22 protein-coding genes are annotated in these 21,378 nt (G+C 35.1%); 3 read left to right on the top strand and 19 right to left on the bottom strand.

Features of this window, described 5'->3' with window-relative positions; genetic code table 11:
- The 7 genes from C3L23_RS07745 to yajC are packed head-to-tail and all read right to left on the bottom strand — an operon-like array spanning position 1 to position 7,745.
- The gene (locus tag C3L23_RS07745; protein ID WP_127681483.1) at positions 1-1,539 is read right to left on the bottom strand and encodes a GGDEF domain-containing protein; all 1,539 of its coding nucleotides are present in this window, start codon (positions 1,537-1,539) and stop codon (positions 1-3) included.
- Positions 1,529-2,062, bottom strand: coding sequence for a hypothetical protein (locus C3L23_RS07740; RefSeq protein ID WP_127681481.1), 534 nt, complete (start codon positions 2,060-2,062; stop codon positions 1,529-1,531). The genes C3L23_RS07745 and C3L23_RS07740 overlap by 11 nt, the downstream gene beginning before the upstream one ends.
- A 2-nt stretch (positions 2,063-2,064) precedes the next feature.
- Complete coding sequence (gene leuS, locus C3L23_RS07735) at positions 2,065-4,524, bottom strand: leucine--tRNA ligase (protein WP_127681479.1); 2,460 nt, start codon at positions 4,522-4,524, stop codon at positions 2,065-2,067.
- Between the two features lie 22 nt (positions 4,525-4,546).
- Positions 4,547-4,888, bottom strand: coding sequence for a DUF6394 family protein (locus C3L23_RS07730; RefSeq protein ID WP_127681477.1), 342 nt, complete (start codon positions 4,886-4,888; stop codon positions 4,547-4,549).
- 32 nt (positions 4,889-4,920) lie between these two features.
- Positions 4,921-5,892, bottom strand: a complete 972-nt coding sequence (gene secF / locus C3L23_RS07725) for a protein translocase subunit SecF (RefSeq protein ID WP_127681475.1) — start codon at positions 5,890-5,892, stop codon at positions 4,921-4,923.
- Between the two features lies 1 nt (position 5,893).
- On the bottom strand, positions 5,894-7,450 hold the full coding sequence (gene secD / locus C3L23_RS07720) for a protein translocase subunit SecD (protein ID WP_127681473.1): 1,557 nt from the start codon (positions 7,448-7,450) through the stop codon (positions 5,894-5,896).
- The gene (gene yajC / locus C3L23_RS07715) at positions 7,437-7,745 is read right to left on the bottom strand and encodes a preprotein translocase subunit YajC (protein ID WP_127681471.1); all 309 of its coding nucleotides are present in this window, start codon (positions 7,743-7,745) and stop codon (positions 7,437-7,439) included. The genes secD and yajC overlap by 14 nt, the downstream gene beginning before the upstream one ends.
- On the opposite strand from yajC, the gene C3L23_RS07710 reads away from it, so the two are divergent.
- Positions 7,691-8,995, top strand: coding sequence for an apolipoprotein N-acyltransferase (locus tag C3L23_RS07710; protein WP_246831119.1), 1,305 nt, complete (start codon positions 7,691-7,693; stop codon positions 8,993-8,995). The genes yajC and C3L23_RS07710 overlap by 55 nt on opposite strands.
- Before the next feature lie 7 nt (positions 8,996-9,002).
- Here the strand turns inward: C3L23_RS07710 and bamA are convergent, their stop codons facing one another.
- Complete coding sequence (bamA, locus tag C3L23_RS07705) at positions 9,003-11,180, bottom strand: outer membrane protein assembly factor BamA (protein ID WP_127681467.1); 2,178 nt, start codon at positions 11,178-11,180, stop codon at positions 9,003-9,005.
- 130 nt (positions 11,181-11,310) lie between these two features.
- On the opposite strand from bamA, the gene C3L23_RS07700 reads away from it, so the two are divergent.
- On the top strand, positions 11,311-12,138 hold the full coding sequence (locus C3L23_RS07700; protein ID WP_127681465.1) for a prephenate dehydrogenase: 828 nt from the start codon (positions 11,311-11,313) through the stop codon (positions 12,136-12,138).
- Here the strand turns inward: C3L23_RS07700 and C3L23_RS07695 are convergent.
- From C3L23_RS07695 to C3L23_RS07680, 4 genes are all read right to left on the bottom strand, one after another.
- Complete coding sequence (locus C3L23_RS07695) at positions 12,131-12,643, bottom strand: thiamine phosphate synthase (RefSeq protein ID WP_127681463.1); 513 nt, start codon at positions 12,641-12,643, stop codon at positions 12,131-12,133. The genes C3L23_RS07700 and C3L23_RS07695 overlap by 8 nt on opposite strands.
- Positions 12,636-12,893, bottom strand: coding sequence for a hypothetical protein (locus tag C3L23_RS07690; RefSeq protein WP_127681461.1), 258 nt, complete (start codon positions 12,891-12,893; stop codon positions 12,636-12,638). The genes C3L23_RS07695 and C3L23_RS07690 overlap by 8 nt, the downstream gene beginning before the upstream one ends.
- A 42-nt stretch (positions 12,894-12,935) precedes the next feature.
- Positions 12,936-13,619, bottom strand: coding sequence for a F0F1 ATP synthase subunit A (locus C3L23_RS07685; protein WP_127681459.1), 684 nt, complete (start codon positions 13,617-13,619; stop codon positions 12,936-12,938).
- Positions 13,620-13,723: 104 nt separating this feature from the next.
- Positions 13,724-14,449: a TIGR02757 family protein gene (locus tag C3L23_RS07680; RefSeq protein ID WP_127681457.1), complete on the bottom strand. Its 726-nt coding sequence runs from the start codon at positions 14,447-14,449 to the stop codon at positions 13,724-13,726.
- 40 nt (positions 14,450-14,489) lie between these two features.
- Between C3L23_RS07680 and C3L23_RS07675 the strand changes: the two genes are divergently transcribed.
- Entirely contained in the window at positions 14,490-15,068 is a 579-nt protein-coding gene (locus C3L23_RS07675) for a hypothetical protein (RefSeq protein WP_127681455.1), read from the top strand.
- Here the strand turns inward: C3L23_RS07675 and flgK are convergent, their stop codons facing one another.
- From flgK to C3L23_RS07640, 7 genes are all read right to left on the bottom strand, one after another.
- Positions 15,069-17,252: a flagellar hook-associated protein FlgK gene (gene flgK, locus C3L23_RS07670; RefSeq protein WP_127681453.1), complete on the bottom strand. Its 2,184-nt coding sequence runs from the start codon at positions 17,250-17,252 to the stop codon at positions 15,069-15,071.
- A gap of 1 nt (position 17,253) precedes the next feature.
- Entirely contained in the window at positions 17,254-17,664 is a 411-nt protein-coding gene (locus C3L23_RS07665; RefSeq protein ID WP_127681451.1) for a hypothetical protein, read from the bottom strand.
- 36 nt (positions 17,665-17,700) lie between these two features.
- Positions 17,701-17,880, bottom strand: a complete 180-nt coding sequence (locus C3L23_RS07660; RefSeq protein WP_127681449.1) for a flagellar biosynthesis anti-sigma factor FlgM — start codon at positions 17,878-17,880, stop codon at positions 17,701-17,703.
- Between the two features lie 58 nt (positions 17,881-17,938).
- Positions 17,939-18,214 (bottom strand): rod-binding protein, encoded by a 276-nt coding sequence (locus tag C3L23_RS07655; protein ID WP_127681447.1) that lies wholly within the window; start codon positions 18,212-18,214, stop codon positions 17,939-17,941.
- Positions 18,215-18,223: 9 nt separating this feature from the next.
- The gene (locus C3L23_RS07650; RefSeq protein ID WP_210402417.1) at positions 18,224-19,219 is read right to left on the bottom strand and encodes a flagellar basal body P-ring protein FlgI; all 996 of its coding nucleotides are present in this window, start codon (positions 19,217-19,219) and stop codon (positions 18,224-18,226) included.
- A gap of 83 nt (positions 19,220-19,302) precedes the next feature.
- Positions 19,303-20,550, bottom strand: a complete 1,248-nt coding sequence (locus tag C3L23_RS07645; RefSeq protein ID WP_127681445.1) for an MFS transporter — start codon at positions 20,548-20,550, stop codon at positions 19,303-19,305.
- A 9-nt stretch (positions 20,551-20,559) separates the two neighbouring features.
- Entirely contained in the window at positions 20,560-21,333 is a 774-nt protein-coding gene (locus tag C3L23_RS07640) for a histidinol-phosphatase HisJ family protein (RefSeq protein WP_127681443.1), read from the bottom strand.
- Between the last annotated feature and the right edge of the window lie 45 nt (positions 21,334-21,378).

The following is a 21,378-nucleotide window of genomic DNA, read 5'->3' as shown; positions in this document are numbered from 1 at the left end:
TTAAACGCATTTGTCGTCTGCACAGACTCTGTTTCTTCCGTTTCTTTTGGCAAGATACAGGCGTTTGTCCGCTAGTTTCAGTGTTTCTTCGCTTGAATTGGTTTCATTTCTGCTTGCGACCCCTCCGGAAACCGTAACGTCTATTCTGGTGTTTTTATACATAAATTTTGTTTTTTGTATTATCTGTCTTAATTTTTCGGCGAACTTATAAGCACCTTCTTTGTCTGTATTCGGAAGAATGGCCACAAATTCTTCACCTCCGAATCTTCCTATCATATCAATATCTCTCGCATATCTTTTAAAAAGCAGTCCCAGAGATTTTAAAATAACATCTCCCGCGTCATGGCCGTAAGTGTCGTTTATATTTTTAAAGTGGTCTATGTCAAAAAACACAACTGAGTAGTTTGTACCGTATCTTTTATATATTGATTCCTGTTTTTTTAGTTCGTCCATTACGGCTTTTTTATTTGCTATATCTGTTAAGAAATCCGTTTTTACCTCTTTGCTCAGCTGTTTAAGTTTTCCTTCAAGGAAATGTACTTTTTGTCTTAATTTTTCTATTTCTTCGTCTTCTTTTTTCATCTCTTCAGTGAAATGGTTTAATTCTTTGTCTATAGACGTGGCGATTGTTAAGAGTTTTTCTTTTACTGTTTCAAAATCTCCTTCGTCTTTTCTCCAGTTTTGCAGCTCGATGGTTATGTTTTTTATTTCCTGAGACGATCCGTCTGTTTTTTCCAGAATTCTAAGGATTTTGATAGAGAGTCTCTCGGCAATCTGATCTAAGTCTTTAAGTTTTCTTTTTAGTTCTTCTTTGTCCAGTCTGATTCTTTTTTGGGTAAGTATTTTCAGATCTTCCGCAAAAGCTTTGCTTAATATAAAAGAATGGTTTTCTTTAATCTGTTTTTTAAGAATGGCAATTTCATTGCTCATAAACGGGGCATAGCTTGGAGTCAGAGTATAAATAATTGAATCTACAAGAAATTCAAGATCCGGGGATTCTTCGAATTTTTTGATAAGAGCGTCTATTACTTCTAGGGCGTCTTCGCTTTTTATTCCGGCTATTCTCGCACCTTTATGTACTATTGAGGAGTCGAATTCGCTTAAGAATTCAAACCAGTCGTTTCTTAATTTGTCATATTCCTCTTTTTCCATATAAGGTTTTAAGAAATCCAGATGTTTAACTGCTATTGTTTTGGACTTGATTATCGGCAGCACGGCAATTACATCTAAAGCTCTTTTAGTATAAATAAAAAGATTTTCCAGGTTTTCTTTTTCTTTGCTGGCATCTTCCCTGTTTAAATAATTGATCAAAAACAATATAAGCTCATCCAAATTTTTTATATTGTAGTTTTTTGCAATTATCTGATATTTTTTATCCAGTTTGGTGATGTATTCGGCGACTTTGTTGCAGTCTTTTATTATTACCCTTGCTTTTTTGGCTTCTTTACAAAAAACATTTTTATATTCGTCTGGAGTAAATACGTAGCCGCTTTCTTTAAAATGTGCCAGTGTTTTTTTTGCTATTTCTTTAATTGTCATTTTTAACTCCGTCTTTTGTGATTTCGGCAAGCAGCTTGTTTAACGCATTTATGGAAGCCTGTTTGAATGAATCAAATTTCGTCTGATCGTTTATAATACTGTTTGCGGAAACGGCAAAATCATAATTGCCGTTTACAGTATATACGTGTTTTTTGTTGAATTTATCGATAACTACCGCTTTTAAAGTTACGGCGCTTCTGTAAAGAATAGGAAAACCGTTTTGGTCATAATCAAGAGGATTTAGAGAAGAAGAATTTATTGAAAGTATTATTTTTGTATTTGCGTTGCTGTTTACCAGGTTCGCTCCAAATACAGAATATACAGCATCATTAAGCGCATCTTTTAAAAAGGCGCTTTCTTTAGGCGTTTTCGATGAAATGTCAACAACGGCCTGTATATCGTTACCTATTATTTTTTTTTGATAGACTGAGCTTGGTTTGTAACCGCATCCTGTTAAAATAAAAAGTGAAAAATTAAAAATAAAAAAAGAGAGAAGAAATTTTTTAAAAAAAATTTTTTTCAAATTTATCCTTTAACGACGATGTTTACTATTCTTCCAGGAACAAATATTTCTTTTACTATCTCTTTACCGTCGATATATTTTTTTACTGCTTCTTTGGCCTGTGAGAGTACTTCTTCTTTTGAAGCTTCTGCACTTACGCTGATTTCAGCTCTTTTTTTGCCGTTTACGCTTACAGGATAGTTTATTTCATCTTTTTTAAGGGCGTTTTCGTCTATTTTTACAGGTTTGAAATTGTTTAAATTAAACAATTCGTCGCTTATTTCATGTGCAACGTGAGGAATAATAGGTTCAAGTACGTTTAATATAATCCAGTAACCTTCTGTAAATATGTCTTTATTGTCTATTTTATTTAGAGCGTTTAAACTCTCCATTGCGCTTGCTATAAGCGTATTGAAAGCAAACGTTTTGGTATATGTCTCTTCGCTTCTTTTTAATGTTTCATAGACTTTTCTTCTTGCCTCTTTTTCTTCTTTTGTAAGGTTTGACACGTCTATTTCAGGAAGTTTATCCGTTTTATATGCTTTTTCCGTGTTTAAATATAATCTGTTGATAAATCTGAATGCTCCTTCTACTGCGCTGTCGCTCCATTCTAGCTCCTGCTCAGGCGGTGCGGCGAAAAGTATAAACAGTCTTGCAGTGTCTGCTCCGTATTTTGCAACGATTTCATCAGGGTCTACCACGTTTCCTTTTGATTTACTCATTTTGCTGCCGTCTTTTAGAACCATCCCCTGAGTTAAGAGTTTTTTGAACGGTTCGTCTATATCAAAATATCCTAAATCCCTGAGGGCTTTTGTAAAGAATCTTGCATAAAGAAGATGTAAAATCGCATGTTCGATTCCGCCTATATACTGATCTACCGGCGCAAAATACTTAACGTCTTCTTTTCTGAAAGGAACGTCAGGATATTTATGAAAATCCGTAGTAAATCTGAACTGATACCAGCTGCTCTGTACAAACGTATCCATTGTATCCGTTTCGCGTTCAGCATCGCTTCCGCATTTAGGGCATTTTGTATATTTCCATGTAGGATGTGTTTCAAGAGGGTTTCCGCTTCCTGTAATTTCAACGTCTTCAGGAAGTGTTACAGGCAGGTTTTCAAGTTTTTCAGGCACTATACCGCAGTTTGGACATTTGATAAACGGAAGAGGCGCTCCCCAGTATCTCTGACGGCTGATTCCCCAGTCACGGAGTCTGTAGTTTACTTCTTTTTTACCGATTCCAAGCTCTTCCATCTTTTTAATAATGGCTTCTTTTGCTTCGGTGTTTTTCATTCCGGTAAATTCTCCGCTGTTAATTAAAACGCCTTCCCCTGTGTAAGCCTGTGATTTGTCAAGTTCGCCGTTTTGGGGTTTAATTACCCATTTTATAGGAAGGTTGAATTTAGTCGCGAATTCAAAATCTCTTTCGTCATGAGCCGGAACGGCCATAACGGCACCGCTTCCGTATTCAACCAAAACAAAATTTGCAAGCCATACAGGTACTTTTTCGCCTGTTAGAGGATGTACTACGTCAATTCCCAGATACACACCGTCTTTTTCCATAGCCTGTCTGTCTTTTGGAAGTATGCTTCTTATGTGTTTTACTTTTTCTTCCGTTTCTTTATCAAAAAGATTATTTTCAAGCATATAATCAACAATAGGATGTTCAGGCGCAAGTGCTGAATATGTTACACCGTAAATAGTGTCAGGACGTGTTGTAAATACTTCGTAACCGTCAAATTTGCCGTTTAGTTTTTCTTTGCTTTCGTCTGATAGGCTGAATTTAAACTTAAGCCCCGTAGATTTGCCTATCCAGTTTTTCTGCATTGTCAGAACTCTGTCCGGCCAGTTGCCTCTGAGTTTCGTATCAATGTCTTCAAGCAGTTCGTCCGCATATTTTGTAATTTTAATATACCATCCCGGAAGTTCTTTGATTTCAATAGGATTGTCGCATCTCCAGCAGCATCCGTCGATAACCTGTTCATTTGCCAGAACCGTATGGCATGTTTCGCACCAGTTGACTTTTTGCGTGCGTCTTTCAAGAAGACCGTTTTCATACATTTTGATTATGAATTCCTGTTCCCATCTGGTATATTCAGGGTCACTTGTGGCAAATTCTCTTTTTTTGCTGAATGAAAGACCTAAATTTTTAAGTTCGTTTCTCATATAGTCTATATTTTCATAAGTCCATTTTTTCGGATGCGTTTTATGCTTGATAGCCGCATTTTCCGCCGGCATTCCGAAACTGTCCCAGCCTATAGGATGTAATACGTTATATCCATTTTTTCTGTAATATCTGGCAATTGCGTCGCCTATAGAATAGTTTCTTACATGCCCCATATGAATTCTGCCGCTAGGGTACGGGAACATGCTCAGGATATATTTTTTAGGAAGAGTGTAATCTTCTTTCGGTTCGAAAGCGTCTGTTTCGTCCCAGATTTTCTGCCATTTTTTTTCTATACTGCTAGGATTGTATTCTCTCATTTAGCTCCCTTTAAAATTTATGTTATTCCCAGTCGTTTTTGGTTTTAGCAAGTTCTATGAAACTTAATATAATTGTTACGATGTTTGCGATCATGGCTCCTATTGCCATTGCGTAGGCAGCAGGAAGATCGTTTTTGATTTCAAGATAGATAAATGCGGGTATAAGATGTAAATCCGCAACTAAACTTGCTGCGAACAGTTCAGCTGCAAAAATGTTTTTTACGCCTATCTTTAGGACTGTGGAGATAAGGTTCAGACTGAGCGCAATAAACAGCGCAACTTTATTGTGGTCATATAAAAACCCCGCCACACTTGTTAAACTCATTAACTGAAAAAAAACGTATATTACCTTTCCCCAATCCATAATTATCCTTTAATTGATAAATTTTTCATTGTTTATACGACTCCGCCCTGATACATTTGTCTCATTTTTTCTTTTTCTTTTCTTTTTTTCTCTTTTTCGGCTAGTTTTTTTCTGTAATCGTCAATTTTGAATCCCATCCAGATAAGAAGAGGAGAAGCAATGAAAATTGATGAGTATGTACCTACAATAATACCTACCAAAAGAGTGAAACTGAACGGTTTTATTATTTCTCCCCCGAACAGATACAGTGTCAACACAACGAAGAATGTTGTCAGTGAAGTTAATACCGTTCTGCTGAGTGTTCTTGAAACGGCGTCGTTAATTAAAAGCGCCAAATCTTTTATTTTACTGTCTCTTACCTGCTCTCTGATCCTGTCGAATACGACTATTGTATCGTTAAGGGAATAACCCATTAACGTTAAAATAGCTGCAAGAACGTCAAGGTTTACTTCTATATGGAAAAAACTTACGGCTCCAAGTGAAATAATAGTATCATGGAAGAGTGCTAAAACTGAAGCAACAGCAAAACGCCATTCAAACCTGAAAGCAACATAAATCAAAATACCTATTATTGAAAAAATAAACGCTTCAAGGCCTTTTTCTTTTAATTCGTTTCCGACTTTTGCGCCTACTATATCAACTCTTCTTATATCCACTTTGCCTAAAGGTTTTAATATTTCGGCAATTTTATTTCCTACGTCGTTTTGAACGTTGGTTGAAGCTTTTTTAACGCTGAGTCTGATTAAAACTTCGTTCGGATTACCGAATGTCGTAATACTCGCTCCGGGATATTTTTTTGATACAAGCTGTCTTATTTTTGCAAGGTCGGCCTTTTTTTCAAATCTTACCTGTACTTCAACACCGCCTTTAAAATCAATTCCCCAGTTGAACCCTTTTGTCATCATTGAAATAATGCTTAAAACTATCAGTATAAGAGATACGGATACGAAAAATATCCTTTTGCTCATAAAATCATATATTTTTTCGTCTCTAAACAATTCCATGTTATACCTTCATACCAAAAGATTTTGTTGTTATTTTTTTACCGCTGGCAAGCAGATATTCCCAGATTCCGTGTGTTCCAAGGATTGCTGTAAGCATACTCGCCATAATACCGATAGCCATGGTGATGGCAAAACCTTTAATTGTTCCCGTTCCGTAAGCAAAAAGAGCGAGTGCCGCGATCAGTGTTGTGATATTGGCGTCAAGAATTGCACTCATAGCATTTGCATAACCCCCTTCTATAGCTGTTTTTATAGGTTTTCCTTCCCGTATGAGCTCTCTGATACGTTCGTTAATAATAACGTTTGCATCCACGGCCATACCGACAGTAAGGACAATACCGGCCATACCAGGAAGCGTAAGGGTGGCACCGAAAAGCGCCATAATCGCAATAATTAAAAACAGGTTTACAACAAGCGCAATATCTGCAATAATACCTGCAGTGCTGTAATACCAGGCCATAAATACCACGACCACTACAAAACCTGTGATCAAAGCGATCATGGACTGTCTGATAGAGTCTGCTCCAAGGCTTGCACCAACACTTCTTTTTTCCAGAAGCATTACGGGAGCCGGAAGTGAACCGCTTCTAAGAGCAATTGCAAGTACGTGTGCTTCTTCCGGACTTCCGACTGTAATCTGACCGCTTCCTCCGCCTATTCTTTCCTGGATAACAGGTGCTGAATATACTTTGTTGTCAACTACAATAGCAAGTCTTTTTCCTACGTTTTTACCGGTAAAGTCTCCGAAGATTTGAGCTCCCTGAGAATTTAACGTAAAGAAAATCGCAGGCTGGTTTGTTTTTTGGGTAAATCCGACCGTTGCGTCCGTAATCATACTGCCGTCTAATACAGGAGGCGTTTTTAACAGATATTTTATATTAGGATTGCTTTTGCTAGGAAGCAGAATATCTCCGTATTTTGCCGCGTCTTTTGGCGTTACGGCTCTGTGTTCGTCATCAACGGCATAAAGTTCAAGATGTGCTGAAGTAGAAATAAGCTGCTGAACGCTTTTTTGTTCTTTTGGCGTTTTAATACCCGGCAATTCCACTAATATTTTATCTTTACCCTGTTTTGTAACGGTAGGTTCTGCCAGACCGAATGCGTCAAGTCTGCTTCTTATTGTCTGAATAGCCTGATTTAAAGCGTCTTCTTTTGTTTTTTTAATAGCTTCAGGCGTTAGTTTAATTACATATTCGATTGAACCGTTTTTAGGGGTTTTTTGAATGACGACACCTTTAAGAATTTTTAATTCTTTATCAAGTTTAGGAGCGTCGTCTTTATCGATAAGTTCGAATTTTACACTGTTGTCAGTCGTTTTTAAATTGTCAATAAACAGCTCTTTTTTGTCAGTTATGTATTTAATTGTAGATGCTATAGTTTTAATTTTGCTTTTTACCGCTTCATTTCCTTTTACACCTAAAACTAAATACATACCGCCCTGCAGATCCAGACCAAGATTGATTTTCGGCTCTTTATTGATAAAAGACGGAATTGTAAAAACAATTCCGAAAATAGCCGCTAATATGAATATTACTAATCTGTAATTAAGCTTTTTCATCATTTAGCTTTCTTGCAACTGCACTTTTATCTAATTTTACTTCAACGCTGTCGTTAATTCTGACTTTTAAAAAGTCAGGTTCGTTTTTAACGACTTCTGCAATAATACCGCCTGTTGTGATGATTTTATCGCCTTTTTTAAGCTCTTCAACCATCTGTTTATGTTTTTTCGCCTGTCTTTGTTGTGGTAGAATTACAAGAAAATAAAAAATAGCGAATAAAATAATTAAGGGAAGTAGTGATGCTAAAAGTGAAGGTTGACCTCCTGCGGGTGCTTGTGCGTATAAGAAATTCATGTTTGTCCTTTTTTAAAGAGAATTTTAACACAAATTCTTTAATACTTGCAATTTTTTTCTCATTACCTATATATATTAACTTTTTTTTGCTGAAATATGAATTAGGGGTTAATTTTGGCTTAAAAATTTTGTTTACATTTATTTTATTGCTGAGTTTTTATCTGTTTTTTCATAAAAAACATGCATGGTTCGGAACAGGGTTTTTTATAGGGCTTTTTTGGTTTTGGTGGATAGGGCTTAGTTTCAGGTATTATAATCTTTCGTGGATGATACCTGTAATTGATGTATTGATAGCTCTATTTTATGCCGTTTTGTTTTTTTTAATATATAAAATTTACGGGTTCGTTTATAAAAAAAATAGTTATGCAGCAAAGATTTTTTTAATTGCAGTATTCGCTTTCGGATTTGATTATGTTACGCCTTTTACTTTTGACTGGTTTAAACCCGAAGTATTGTTTGTCAATTCTATATTCGGCGTGTCAAAAATTGTTCTGTTGCTGTTTTTTACCGCTATTGTGTTTTATAAAGAGCTGAAATGGATAAGTTTAGCTCTTTTGGCAGCAGCGCTGCTGTTTAAACCGGCTGAAGTAAAATTGCCCAAATTAGATATCTATGTTGCAAGCACCGATGTGCCTCAGGATAAAAAGTGGCTGAAAAATTATATCCCTGTAGAAATCAGAAATAATTTTCATATTATAAATAATGCAATAAATATGCATAAAGACGTTGTGATTCTGCCTGAATCCGCTTTTCCTCTTTTTTTGAACCTGTATCCAGAGCTTTTGCAGAAGCTTTTAGCTCTTTCTAACAAGATAACTATAGTTACCGGAGCTTTACATTATAAAAATCATAAGTATTATAATTCAACTTATGTATTTGAAAAAGGAAAAGTCGATATACTGGATAAACATGTATTGGTTCCTTTTGGCGAATATATTCCTCTGCCTTTTTTTCAAAAAGAGATTAACCGGCTGTTTTTCGGAGATGCGAGCGACTATTCCACAAGCAGTAAATTCGGTGTTTTTAAAATTGCGGCTTATAATTTCATAAATGCCATATGCTATGAAGCGACTGTTGAGAGTTTATATAAACTGAAGCCTAAGTATGTGATTGCTTTGAGTAACGATGCATGGTTTACACCTTCAATTCAGCCTTCGCTGCAGCAGATGCTTATAAAAGTTTTTGCAATAAAATACGGGAAAATAGTTTATCATAGTGTTAACGGGTTTAAATCTTATATTGTAAGATAGGAGAGAATTAGAAACTTGCCCCTATGCTGAAGTCGAATCTTTGAAGGTCGTCTCCGTTTTCATATTTGATAGGCCATGACCATACAAAGCTAAGCGGTCCCATTGGAGTGATCCAGTTTAATGCCACACCGTACGAACTTCTTGTAATATCAAGATTGTTTTCTCCTATTGCACCGTAGTCAATAAATCCGCTCAGCCATAATTTGTTTTTAATACTAAGAGGTGTTGATATTTCAGGACCGGTGATAAATTCGTACTTACCTCCTATTTTATTTCCTTCGCTGTCAACAGGAGATATTGAGTATGAGCTGAAACCTCTTACGCTGCTCATACCTCCTAAATAAAATTTTTCGTTTATAGGCAGGTATCCGTTGTTAACTATAGCTCCTGCAATAACTCTGTATTTTAATACGGCGTATGTCTGGTAAGTTTTGTCTTTTAAAGGATAGAAGAATTTGTACTGTCCCATTGTTTTGACATATTTTTCATCTCCTCCGATACCTGCAAATTCTACAGATAATGACGCTTTTTGACCTGTTGTCGGAAAGAAGTAATTATCTGTGTTGTTAAAGCTCACTGTTGATACAATGTAGCTTTTTGTACTTTTAGGCATTGTGTATTCTGTAGTGTTGTAATCTGTCAGGGTTGTTCTTGTGTAACCGTAAGTAATATTGGCCCCTACGAATCTTGAAAGCTGTTTACCTACACCTACTGTGAAACCTTTTTGTTTTGAGGTATAAGATATACCGTCGAATTTAGTGTCGAATATAGATGTGTTAAATGAATATTTCGTATCAAATATTCTAGGATTGAACAGGGATATTTTGTATGTTCTGCTTACGCTTGAAAAGTCCATAGAAGCGCTTAAGCTCTGTCCGCTTCCGAAAACGTTTTTTTCAGAAATAGAGAAGTTAAATCCAAGTTTTGAATAGCTTCCGTAACTGATTCCGGCTTTTAAAGATCCGCTAAGGCCTTCTTTTACATTAACAAACAGGTCTATCTGATTGTTTGAAACTTTTTTTTCTTTTATTTTAACATCTTCAAGATAACCGCTTCTTTGAAGGGCGTTTTTGGTATCGGTCAGGTCTTTATAAGAATATTTGTCTCCCGGAGCAAGATATACGCTTCTTCTGACTACCCTGTCTAAAGTTTTTGAGTTTCCGTTAATTATAACGTTTCTTATATATACTATTTCTCCAGGTATTACCACATAAGTGATTATTGCGTTTGAACCGTCTTTTTTGATTTCAGGATAAACTTTTGCGTATGCGTACCCTTCATTTTGGAAAGCGTGTTTTATGTTTTTAAGATCTTCCCTTAAAGCAGAGACATTGAAATATTTATCTGCTTCTAAATTTAATTTTGGAAGTTTTACTTTTATGTTTTCAGGATATTTAACGCTGACTTTTTTTACTATGTATCTAATACCTTCATGAATTGAATAATCTATAGTAGCACTGTAATTGTCAAAATTCGATTTGGCCAGGGGATCGCTTACATATGCGTCCATAAATCCTAAATTCAGATAATAATTCTGCAAAGCCTGCTTGTCTGAGATTAATTTATAGATATTTAATTTTCCGCTGTTGGTAAACGGTATTATACTCCAAAATGTTCTTGGTCTGTTTTCAGTCTGGTCAAGTAGTTCGCTTTTCGGAATTTTTTTGGCACCGTAAAAATTAACGTTTTTAATAACTAATTTTTCGCCTTTTTTAATTGCTATTGTAAGTTTAACTGTTGTAGGGGTAATAAATTTTTTATCCACATTTACAATAGTATTGAAATAGCCTTTTGAAAGGTAATATGCTTTTATAAACTCTTTTAAATTGTCTATTTTTTGTTCAGAATAAATTTCGCCTTTTTTCGGCATAAAACTTTTTTCTTTTAGCAGTTTTTTCAAATCAGGAGAAAGATTTTCAAAATTGATTTCAAGAATTGTCGGTTTTTCCGTACATTCAAAAATCAGTGTATTGTCTTTTTTTACAGCTTTTATAGTTTCAAAATAACCTGTTTTATATAATGCTTTAATGCTTTCGTCAATTTTTTTAACATTGAAACTGTCACCTTTGTTTATTTTGATAATACTGTTGGCAGTGACAGGAGAAATATGTATTAAACCTTTATATTCTATATTGTCAATATTGGCAAACAATAGCATCGGCAGTAAAAGTAACGTTTTTTTCATAATACCCCTTGTTTTAATAATAACGGCAATTATACCAAAAAAAAATGTAATGATTTTAATAAAAATTTTGTAAAAACTCTTCTTTTAGTTTTACATACTAATGGTATAATTCATTTAAAAAAGAGGTAATATGACTTGCGGTATTGTAGGTTTGGGATTAATGGGCGGAAGTTTCGGTCTTGCCATGAGAGGTTATTTCAATGAAATTATCGGTATAGACCATAATGAAGAGCATAAAAGAGATGCTTTAAAACTGGGGCTTATCGACAGAGTAGGGGAATTTGAAGATTTAAGCGGGGTTGATGTAATAATATTGGCCATACCTATCAGAGGTATTATTGCGTGTTTAAAACAGCTGGCTGATATGAAACTTAAAGAAAACTGCACTATTATCGATTTTGGATCAACAAAAGAGAGTATTATAAAAGAATGTCCTTCAAATATAAGAAAAAATTTAGTGGCTTCACATCCTATGGCCGGGACTGAATATTCAGGACCGATGGCAGCCGTAGCGGATTTGTATGAAAATAAAATTATGGTCGTATGCGATATTGAAAACAGCGGCGACGTTCAAAAAGAACGAGCCTGCGGAATATATAAATATTTAAAAATGAGAGTGAAACATATGAATGCCTCAGAGCATGACAGACATGCCGCATTTATTTCCCATATGCCGCATATTGTTTCTTTTTCCATAGCAAATGCCGTATTAAAACAGGAAGATAAACAGCATATTGTAACACTAGCAGCCGGTGGATTCAGGGATATGAGCAGGCTTGCGAAAAGTAACGCGCATATGTGGGGGGATATTTTTAAAGAAAATAAACAAAACCTTCTGGATTCCATAGAAGCTTTTAAAAGCGAACTTAAAAAGGCAAAAAATATGATAGAAGAGGAAAAATGGGACGAGCTTAAAATATGGATGGAAAAGGGTAACGAACTGCATAAAATTATGTAAAAAAATACCTTATACTTGCAAATCCCACAGCTTTTGAGCTTTTTATTTTTTCGACTTCTTTATTGCTTATTATGCCTCCTAACGCTATTACGTTTTTGTGATGGCGGCATATTTCATTTAATTTTTCTATTCCCAGGCCTTTTCTTCCTTTGCTCTCAAATACCGGAGAAAAAGTTATATAATCAGCTTTTTCTGCTTTTTTGACTTCTTCAATATTGTGGGTAGATACAATAACTGTTTTTTTTTCAAACTCGTTTATTTTGTTGATTTTTGAAGAAGGCAGATGTATTCCGTCAAAGAGATTTATGAGTTCTTGTTTGTTGAGAGAATCATAGTTTATAAATATTTTAGTGTATTTTTTTGCTAATTCGGTAAATTCTATAATCTCTTTTTCGTCGAAATAAAGTTTGTTTCTGTAGCAGACAAAATCAGGTCTGTATTTAATAATTGCTTCTTTTATTTCTTTTAATGTATATCTTGGGTCTGTTATCATATATTTAAGCATAAATTAAAAAACCTTCATTATTGTTTTTTTGCATATTAGTATTTATGAAGTTGATCAGGTTTTTTATGTAATGCTCATCTACCGGTATTTTATTTAATTCTTTTAATATTTTAGGGAGTTCTTTGCCCGGAATTTGCATAAGTGCCTGTTTGAGCGTTTTTTTGTCTTCGTAATTTAAATTGTTCATAATGTTTTGAAAAGAATTTGCAGTTGAAGTGTTTTGAAAAGATATTCCGGAAGATATTTTCATAGAGCTCCTTTTTAGGAGCTCTAAGCAAAAGCCGTTCCTAAATTATAACGCTTCTTCCTGACCGGTTACAGCACCGTAAATATATACGTATGTAAGTACCATAAATACAAATGCCTGAAGCATTGCAGAGAATGTCATAAGAGCAAAACCTGCTAACGGGAACACATAAGGAGCAAGCATTAACAGTACTAATAAGAACAGGTCGTCACCTTTAATGTTACCGAAAAGCCTGAAAGCCAAAGAAATGATTCTTGAAAAATGTGAAAGAACTTCAACAGGGAACATTAAAGGCGCAAGCCATTTTACAGGACCTGCAAAATGGGCGATATAATGACCTAAACCTTGCGCTTTTATACCTTCATAGTGATAGTATAAAAATACGATAAGCGCCAGTGTAAGTGTAAGATTTACGTTTCCTGTAGGAGGTTCGAATCCAGGAATGATTTCAAGAAGGTTTCCGAAAAAGATAAAAATCGCCAAACTTCCAGCAAGTGTAAGATATTTTCTTGCAACTTTTTCGCTTGCCACATCAGAACCGATGTATAAAATACCTGAAACAACCGCTTCCATTACGTTTTGACATCCGCTTGGAACGATTTGAAGATTTTTTGTAGCAAGTCTTGCAACTATAAGCGCAAGCGTTGCGGCAAGAAGTGTATGTACTACTAGTTGAACCATCGGATCATGACCCAGAAATCCGAAAAATAACCAAATTCTACCTTCCATAAATTTCCTTTTTTGTTGTAATTGTATCAAAATTAATTGTTAATTAATAGTGAAATCGTGCGAAAATTGAAAAAAAAGTGAGAAATTGTAAATATTATTTCACATCAGAATTTAATATTCATCTGTCCTATTCTGTAGAGGGCGAAATCATATTTTATCGGATCCTCGGGATCAAATTCTTTTAGTTTATCAGTAAGTTCTACTGCCGCTTCTAGGTCGTAAGTTTTTCTTTTTAACAGGCCCAGTTTCAAAGAAACTTTATGTGTATGGGTATCAAGAGGAATAATAAGATCGCTTTTTTTTACGTTTTTCCATAAGCCGATATCAGGGTATGTGTCTCTCACCATCCATCTTATATACATATTCCATCTTTTGTAAGGGCTTGTTCCTTTTGTTTTTTGAGGAGGAATTTTTCCTATTAAAAATTCATATCCCTTAGAGCGGTACGGGTTTATTTCGTATATTTTTTTTATGATTTCCCTTATTCCGTCTATTACATTGTTTTCTTTTTTATAGCCTTTTAAAAAAAGTTCGTTCAGACTAAAGTTTTTTTTCATAACTAATACCGTTTTTAAAAACTGGTAAACATCTTCGCTTGACTGAAACCTGTAATATAAACTGTCCGTTTCTTTAACATTACATAAAGAATAATCGATACTGTTTAAGAATTTAAGAATAGCTTTAACATTGCCGTAAGCGAAAAGCGCCGCAATTAAAGATGAGTATTCGTCTTTATATTTATGTGCTATCAACACGGGGTCGGGAATTTTTTCGTTTACTTCATATATATTGTTTTGAATTAATTCATCGAGTCTGTTTTTTATACTCAAAGTTTTCCTTTTATGTTACAATTTTCCAAAAAGGATTATAATGAAAAAAGTGCTTTTTTTGGTAATGTGCGCCGTGTTTTTATTTTCATGGGAGCTTAAAAAAGACCAAAACGGAATACAGGTATATACCCAGGATGTGAAAAATTCCAAATATGACGCGTTTAAGGCGGTGATGAGTGTAAAAGGTATACCTTTTGAAAAAGTCAAAAATACACTTTTAGATTTTAAAAATTATCCGAAATGGCAAAAAAAGATAGACAAAATAGAAGTAAAAGACGGTTATGTGTTAAAAGTGCTGGATTTCCCTTTTCCATTGAGTAACAGATTTGCTTTTTATAAAATCAGTAAAAATGATCAAAACGGAGTTTTTGTTTTAACTATGAACAGTGTGCCGTATAATAAGCTGCCTGAAAAAATAAAAAAAGAGTTTAAAAAACCGGACTGTGTTGAAATGAAAGACGACGTTGTTTTTAAAGCCCAAAAAACTAAAGACGGAATAAAAATTATATATCAGGCTGAGGTAGACCCTAACGGGGCTCCGGCTTTTATTTTTAATTCTAAAATTATTTCAGCCGGTTATGAAACATTGAACAATTTAAGAAAAGTTTTAAAAAAATAATTACTGTTTTATTGAAAAGAGGGCGTCAAGCATCTGATTTATAGTCGTTATGACTTTAGCGTTTGCCTGATAGCCCCTTTGAAATTTTTCAAGATTAACTAGTTCTTCGTCTATATTGACTCCGCTTAGTGAATAATATTCGTTTTTAACACTTGTCAAAAGAGTTTGAGTACTTTCTTTTTTACTAGAGACAGTCTGTGTCTGATTAGCCAGGTCAGATGTAAGTCCTCTGTAAAAACCGTAAATTGTGTTTTCCTGAGTTGTTCCGTTAACGTAAAAGTTTACATTTTCATATTGAAGCTGCAGCATATCGTTAGCAATTGTATTATCACCCGAATTAGGTGTTTTACTTGCCCTTATAAGACTAGGGTCATTTTGAAAATCTTTTCTGAGTTCAATTGTTGAAGCGTCTTTTCCGTCTAAAAATTTATTAACGCCGAAAGCTCCTCCGAAATCTGCCGTATCATTATCAAGTCCTACATAAGTGTTTTGGTCTGTTTTTTTAGAAAGAATAAGTTTTCCGCCTAAAAACTGTGCCTGATAATAGTCATCAACGTCATTGTTTAGGTTGTTGTCATTGTTGTCGTCAATACCGGGAGTATTTATCTGTGCCATAATCCCTTCTATAGTGGAATATCTAGGGTCTTTAGAATCCATATTTACCGTAATCGTTCTTTTAGCTATGGCGTTTCCGCTGTCGTCATACACAACTATATCAAAGCTTCCGTTTTTAAGAGGAAGCGGCATCTGCGTATTGTTGACCTGATTTAGAGGTTCGTATTCTATCTGATTCAGAGCTGTAAAAAGCTGAGCTCCGTCATCCTGCACCAGTACTTTTGATGTTTCCTGACCGTCGGAAGTGTTGACCAGTTTTAACTGCCCGTTTACGAGTTTTGCTTCCACATCAGTCACACCGTTGTTTGTAAAAGCGGTATTTATATTGTTAATAACGTCATTGATGCTGTCGCTGCTTTTGACTGCGACTTTTATCTGTTTGGAAGTGTCTAAATTTCCCTGGTCGTCATATACGCTGAAAGTAATGTTACCGTCTCTTACAGGAGATTTTAATACATGATACATGCTGTATAAAGAATCTAAAGACGTATCGGTCAAATCAGGCGGAATCGTTTCGGGAGAACTTATAACGTCAGTTTCCACAGACTGCTGTGCGGAATATGAATATATAGAGTTGACGCTTCTTATTAATCCGTTAGCAAGAGAATCCAAAGAACTCATAAGTTTTCCCAAAGTTCCGTCTGTAGGATTGCCTTCGCTGTTGAATTCGGTTCCTCTTAAACTAAGAAGCGCTCCGATTTCACCGCCTTTTACAGATTTTGTTATATCTGCAACAGAATGGTCCTGTTTTTCTATACCTATCATCGGGTTTCCGGCTAACGAATCAATAGTTAATTCATGATATGTAGAGTTGTCAACTAAAGGATATCCTCCGAGAGAAATCTGATAATCTTCCGCATAGTCCGTTGTTTCTGCTCCTTGAGCGTCAGTTGATTTTACTCCGCTTTTGTAAACATTTACGTCAAGCAGCTCTTTTAAACGTTTTTCCAGGGCGTCTCTTTTGTCTCTAAGTTCGTTTGCATGATTTTCCTGATTGGCTTCATGTGCAGTTATTTCTTTGTTAAGGTCTGCTATCTGTTTGATTATACTGTTGGCTTCGTCAAGTTTTGTATTAAGTTCGTCATTTATACTTTTTTGTATGTCTTTGAGTTTGTTTTTTAATGATTTCATATCATCGGTCATTGCCTGAGTTTTAGCTGCAAGATCCACTTTTACGGATCCGTCGTTCGGGTTGCTTGCAAATGTCTGCCATGCATTGAAAAAATCTTCCATATCTTTATATAGTCCGTTATCCGTTACGTCTGGAAAATATGTGGCTATTTCTTTAAGATATTGTTCCTGTGTGTCAAGATTGGAATATGTCGCAGATGTTGAGGTGTATCTGTTAAATAAAAAAGTGTCTGTAATTCTGTATACCGAACTTATTTTTGTACCGGTTCCTATATCGCCCGGTGCGGAATTGATTGCCGGAAGGGTTGAAAAAACGGCTCTTTCTCTCACATAATCCGGATTTGAAGCATTTGATATGTTATTTGAAGTTACGTCTATTGCGTTTTGATGCGCTTTAAGTCCTGTAAGAGCCGTTGAAAACGAAGTTGAAATAGCCATTTTAAGCCTTTATTTTTAAGTTTGAATTACAGAATGATTCATTGTTGTAATTTATACTTTCACCGTCTTTCAATTTATTTACAAGCGTGTTGTAAAAATTAGCCACGCTTAACGCGAGTTTTGAAAATCTTTTGTGTTCTTTATGAAATTCGAAAAGTTTTTCTCTGAACTCATTAAAAAGCTTTTCTTCTTCCGGAGAGAATATTTCTTCTAGAGGTTTGTTTCTTGATACAAGTATCTGGTCTATTTTAGATTTAAGATTTGAAAAGTGATGTGCAAGTTTTTCTTTTTTTTCAGTATTGGCGAATACTTCATCATGTTTTGCGTTTTTGATATTGTTTATGTCTTCAAGTGTAATTGATATTAGATTTTCAAGTGTGTTTATTGTTTCTTTAAGTGTCTGTATAAGCATAACCCTTCCTTTTAAGTTTTTCAGGAAGGGGAGAGATTATAGAAGTGTTTTAGCCAAAGCTTCTGCGGTTTTATCCAAATCGACTTTATATTCGCCGTTTTGAATACGTGCTTTAATCTCTTCTACCCTTCCTGTTTTTTCTTGTTTTTGAATGTTTTGAGCTTTTTTTTGCTGGGTAGATATCATCTGAGTATGTGCTCCTACTCTGTTAATCATTTATTTGCCTTTTTTTCTTGTTATTCTACCCAACTATATCGGCAAATAAAAAATTTTATTAAATCCTTTTTTTCAAATAATCAAATAAAAGTTTGCTGTAACCGAAATTGCCGCTTAAATCTTTAGAAAGCTGTTCCTGATACATAGATTTATATATTTTTTCTCCAGGGCTTTCAGGAAACAGCTCGCTTTTAGAATTTAAAGCCTGTTTAAGATAAAAATTTAATATTTCACTTTCAAACGCGTCGCAGTCCTGTTTGAGCTTTTTTAAATTTTCGGTTTTAGATATGTCAATTTTATGATGTGTTGAAATGTTTATTTCGTAACTGCTCATCTTTTCTCCTTAATTAACCACCAGTTTTGCGTCAATTGCGTTGCTGGCTTTTAAATTTTCCAAAATCGCGATCATATCCTGAGGCGTAGCTTTGAATTTTTGAAACATCTGGGTCAAATCCAAAATTGATGTCTCTTTTTTTATTTTAATTACAAAGCTTCCGTAAGTAATTACGGTAGGCTGCACCATTATATTGCTTCCAGCAACGATCGTTCCGGTTCTTTCATCTATAACTATAATATTTGGCATTTTAGTCGGAATATTTATGTTTTGTACTTTTGCCAAAAATTCCGGCATGGTTAAATTGGCCGGTTTTTTAAGTTTTACCGTTCTAGGGTCAACGGCAACCGCCGCTTTTGTTTTAAAATACTGGTTAATTTTATTTTGAATATTTATAGCCAGGTCAAAATCGCTTCTTTTAAGAGAGAGCGTTGCATATTTTTGATCATACAAATCCCAGGTAACCGCTCTTTCAACTGTTGCGCCTTTTATTACTTTTACCGTAGTGGTGAAATGTTTTTGATTTTTTCCGCCTTTTAAATTAAATCCGCCCATACTTATAGGCCCTTGTGCAAGGGCGTAAATTTTTCCGTTTACGCCTTTAAGAGGAGTAATCAGTAAAACACCGCCCTGAAGAGATTTGGCATCGCCTATTGACGAAACGGTTATATCTATTTTGTCTCCTTCCCTTGCAAACGGAGGAAGAGTGGCCGTAACCATAACCGCCGCAACGTTTTTGGATTTAATATCTTTCGGATCAAGTTTTACGTTTACGTTTTTAAGAAGGTTTGAAAGTGTCTGATTGGTAAATTTGGAAGATGAATCGCCGCTTCCGTCAAGACCTACTACAAGGCCGTAACCTATAAGCTGGTTGTCCCTTACACCCACTATATTTGAAATATCTTTGATTTTTGCCGCAAAAAGGTTTGTGCTTATGAACATATAAAAAACTATTAAAAACATAAATCCCAGAAGCTTTTCAAATCTGTCTATTATAAATGACATTCAAATCCTTTTGAATTTTTCAAAAGGTAGCAAAAGGTGTTCCAAAAATTTATAAAATAAGAGAAAGAAGAAAAAAGAAGGTATTAGTTGTTGAAATATCTTACTATTAAAACACCGTCTTTTTCATAAAAATCGTAAACGTTTTTTTCTGTTTTTAATTCTTCAATAAAACTTTTGTCAAAATTATCGTAAGTTACCACTTTTAGTTTTGTTACGGGTTTCATTTTAATTAAAATAAATACCCAAAAGAGACCTACTAAAGCTGAAACGACCAGAAATTCTTTAAGCATATGGTTATGAATGAAAAGACCAGCTCCCGCACCTCCTAAAAAAATACCGATATACTGAATGGTGTTTGAAGTGGAAAGAGCCGTTGCTTTTTCATGCGCCCTGGCAATTTTGCTTACGAAACTCTGCAAGACGGGTTCTAAAAGGTTAAAACCGAAGAAAAATACGATTACGGCTGCAAAATATGTGTACTTGTTTCCGATTAAAAAGAGTATAAGAGATAATGTTATCGCGCTTGAACTGAGCACGAATACGGTTTTGGCTTTTTGTTTTTTTTCTGCAAGAATTGCTCCAAGCGGCAGGGCAAATATACCTAAAACAAGCGCGGGAATGTATACTTTCCATAAATCTGTTTTATCCCAGCCGAGTTTTGTGGTAAAAATAATCGGTGTCAGCATAAAAAACACTGTCATAAGACCTTTTTGTAAAAATCCGCTTAAAAACAGTTTTAAAAGTTCCTTATGCGTTAGGATTTCTTTTAAAGAAGAGTGAGGCTGATGATGTACTATTTTTGGAGGATTTGGAATTTTTGCTATTACAAGCCATATGGAAAAAACTGCCAAAAGTGCTGTTAAAATAAACAGTTTGTCAACTCCCCATTTCGCTCCTATAGTAGGGCCTAAAACCATAGAAAGAGCAAAACTTAAAGCAATAAACTGTCCCATTCTCGCAAATGCTTTCGCTCTTGTGTTTTCATCCGTAAGATCGGCAATATACGCAAGAATTACACCGCCTATAGCGCCTGCTCCCTGAAGCAGTCTTCCGAAAATAAGCATGTATATGTTTGTAGAAAAAGCACATACCAGACTTCCCAAAGCCAAAAGCGTAAGGCCTAATATTAATATTTTCTTTTTATCGAATTTATCCGCCGCTTTTCCGAACGGAATTTGTAAAAAAACCTGAGAGAGCGCATATGCTCCCAGCGCAATACCTACATTAAATGCGTTCGCATGCTGAAGGTTTAAGGCATACAGAGCCAAAAGAGGCATTACTATAAAAAGCCCCAAAAATCTGATTGCCATCAATAAGCTAAGATATATCATTTCGCTCCTTTAAATGTTAACTTCTATTTTTTTTCTTTTTTCAAAATAAACCGCTTTATTAAAACCGATTTTTTTTGCTTTTTCAACAGTTTCACTGAGCATAAACCCTACCTGTTCAGGAGAATGGGCGTCACTGGAAAAAGTAATGTCGATGTTTTCTTCCAAAAGCATTTCAAGTATTTCGTCACCCGGATACAGCTCTTTTACCGGTTTTCTTAGTCCGGCCGTATTCAGTTCGACCGCCATGCCTGATTTTTTAATTGCTTTTATTGCATTTTTGGCTATGTCCTTTACAGGCTTAACGGGTTTATGTCCGAATACTTTTACCAGATCAATATGTCCGACTATGTTAAAAAGCTTTGACTCGGCCATTTTTTCTATCAGGTAAAAATACTCTTTATAAACGTCATCGACGTCTCTTCCGTCCCATTCTTTTATAAATTCCGGGTTGTCGAATCCCCAGTTGTCTAGGAAATGTATGCTGCCGATAAAATAGTCGACGTCTCGTTCCAGTACCCTTTTGTCTGTTTCGGGCGTAAAGTCCACTTCATATCCCAGCAGGATTTTAATATTATCATACTTTTGTGAAAGGGAAATTATTTTTTGTTCGTATTTATCCATTTCATCGAAATTCATTCTGTATTTCGGATCAAAATTCATTGGGGCATGGTCTGCAAAGCCGTATACGCCGATTCCTTTTTCAATTGCTTTTTGAATATATTCCTCAGGCTCTCCTGTTGCGTGTTTGCAAAGAGGAGTGTGATTGTGAAGGTCTATGAGCATGTTTTGCCTTTTTAAATGAAATTATATATAATAAATCTAAAAAAG

The organism is Nautilia sp. PV-1 (genome assembly GCF_004006315.1).
Classification (GTDB): Bacteria; Campylobacterota; Campylobacteria; order Campylobacterales; family Nautiliaceae; genus Nautilia; species Nautilia profundicola_A.
Note: the sequence above shows the minus strand (reverse complement) of the source record. Positions and strands in the feature narration are given on the sequence as shown.

Bases quoted from the DNA above. Each gene is read 5' to 3' on its own strand.
- C3L23_RS07745 (WP_127681483.1), bottom strand. From the start codon at position 1,539: ATGACAATTAAAGAAATAGCAAAAAAAACACTGGCACATTTTAAAGAA.
- leuS (WP_127681479.1), bottom strand. From the start codon at position 4,524: ATGAGAGAATACAATCCTAGCAGTATAGAAAAAAAATGGCAGAAAATC.
- C3L23_RS07730 (WP_127681477.1), bottom strand. From the start codon at position 4,888: ATGGATTGGGGAAAGGTAATATACGTTTTTTTTCAGTTAATGAGTTTA.
- secF (WP_127681475.1), bottom strand. From the start codon at position 5,892: ATGGAATTGTTTAGAGACGAAAAAATATATGATTTTATGAGCAAAAGG.
- secD (WP_127681473.1), bottom strand. From the start codon at position 7,450: ATGAAAAAGCTTAATTACAGATTAGTAATATTCATATTAGCGGCTATT.
- C3L23_RS07710 (WP_246831119.1), top strand. From the start codon at position 7,691: ATGCTAAAAGTGAAGGTTGACCTCCTGCGGGTGCTTGTGCGTATAAGA.
- yajC (WP_127681471.1), bottom strand. From the start codon at position 7,745: ATGAATTTCTTATACGCACAAGCACCCGCAGGAGGTCAACCTTCACTT.
- bamA (WP_127681467.1), bottom strand. From the start codon at position 11,180: ATGAAAAAAACGTTACTTTTACTGCCGATGCTATTGTTTGCCAATATT.
- C3L23_RS07700 (WP_127681465.1), top strand. From the start codon at position 11,311: ATGACTTGCGGTATTGTAGGTTTGGGATTAATGGGCGGAAGTTTCGGT.
- C3L23_RS07695 (WP_127681463.1), bottom strand. From the start codon at position 12,643: ATGCTTAAATATATGATAACAGACCCAAGATATACATTAAAAGAAATA.
- C3L23_RS07690 (WP_127681461.1), bottom strand. From the start codon at position 12,893: ATGAAAATATCTTCCGGAATATCTTTTCAAAACACTTCAACTGCAAAT.
- C3L23_RS07685 (WP_127681459.1), bottom strand. From the start codon at position 13,619: ATGGAAGGTAGAATTTGGTTATTTTTCGGATTTCTGGGTCATGATCCG.
- C3L23_RS07675 (WP_127681455.1), top strand. From the start codon at position 14,490: ATGAAAAAAGTGCTTTTTTTGGTAATGTGCGCCGTGTTTTTATTTTCA.
- flgK (WP_127681453.1), bottom strand. From the start codon at position 17,252: ATGGCTATTTCAACTTCGTTTTCAACGGCTCTTACAGGACTTAAAGCG.
- C3L23_RS07665 (WP_127681451.1), bottom strand. From the start codon at position 17,664: ATGCTTATACAGACACTTAAAGAAACAATAAACACACTTGAAAATCTA.
- C3L23_RS07660 (WP_127681449.1), bottom strand. From the start codon at position 17,880: ATGATTAACAGAGTAGGAGCACATACTCAGATGATATCTACCCAGCAA.
- C3L23_RS07655 (WP_127681447.1), bottom strand. From the start codon at position 18,214: ATGAGCAGTTACGAAATAAACATTTCAACACATCATAAAATTGACATA.
- C3L23_RS07650 (WP_210402417.1), bottom strand. From the start codon at position 19,219: ATGTCATTTATAATAGACAGATTTGAAAAGCTTCTGGGATTTATGTTT.
- C3L23_RS07645 (WP_127681445.1), bottom strand. From the start codon at position 20,550: ATGATATATCTTAGCTTATTGATGGCAATCAGATTTTTGGGGCTTTTT.
- C3L23_RS07640 (WP_127681443.1), bottom strand. From the start codon at position 21,333: ATGCTCATAGACCTTCACAATCACACTCCTCTTTGCAAACACGCAACA.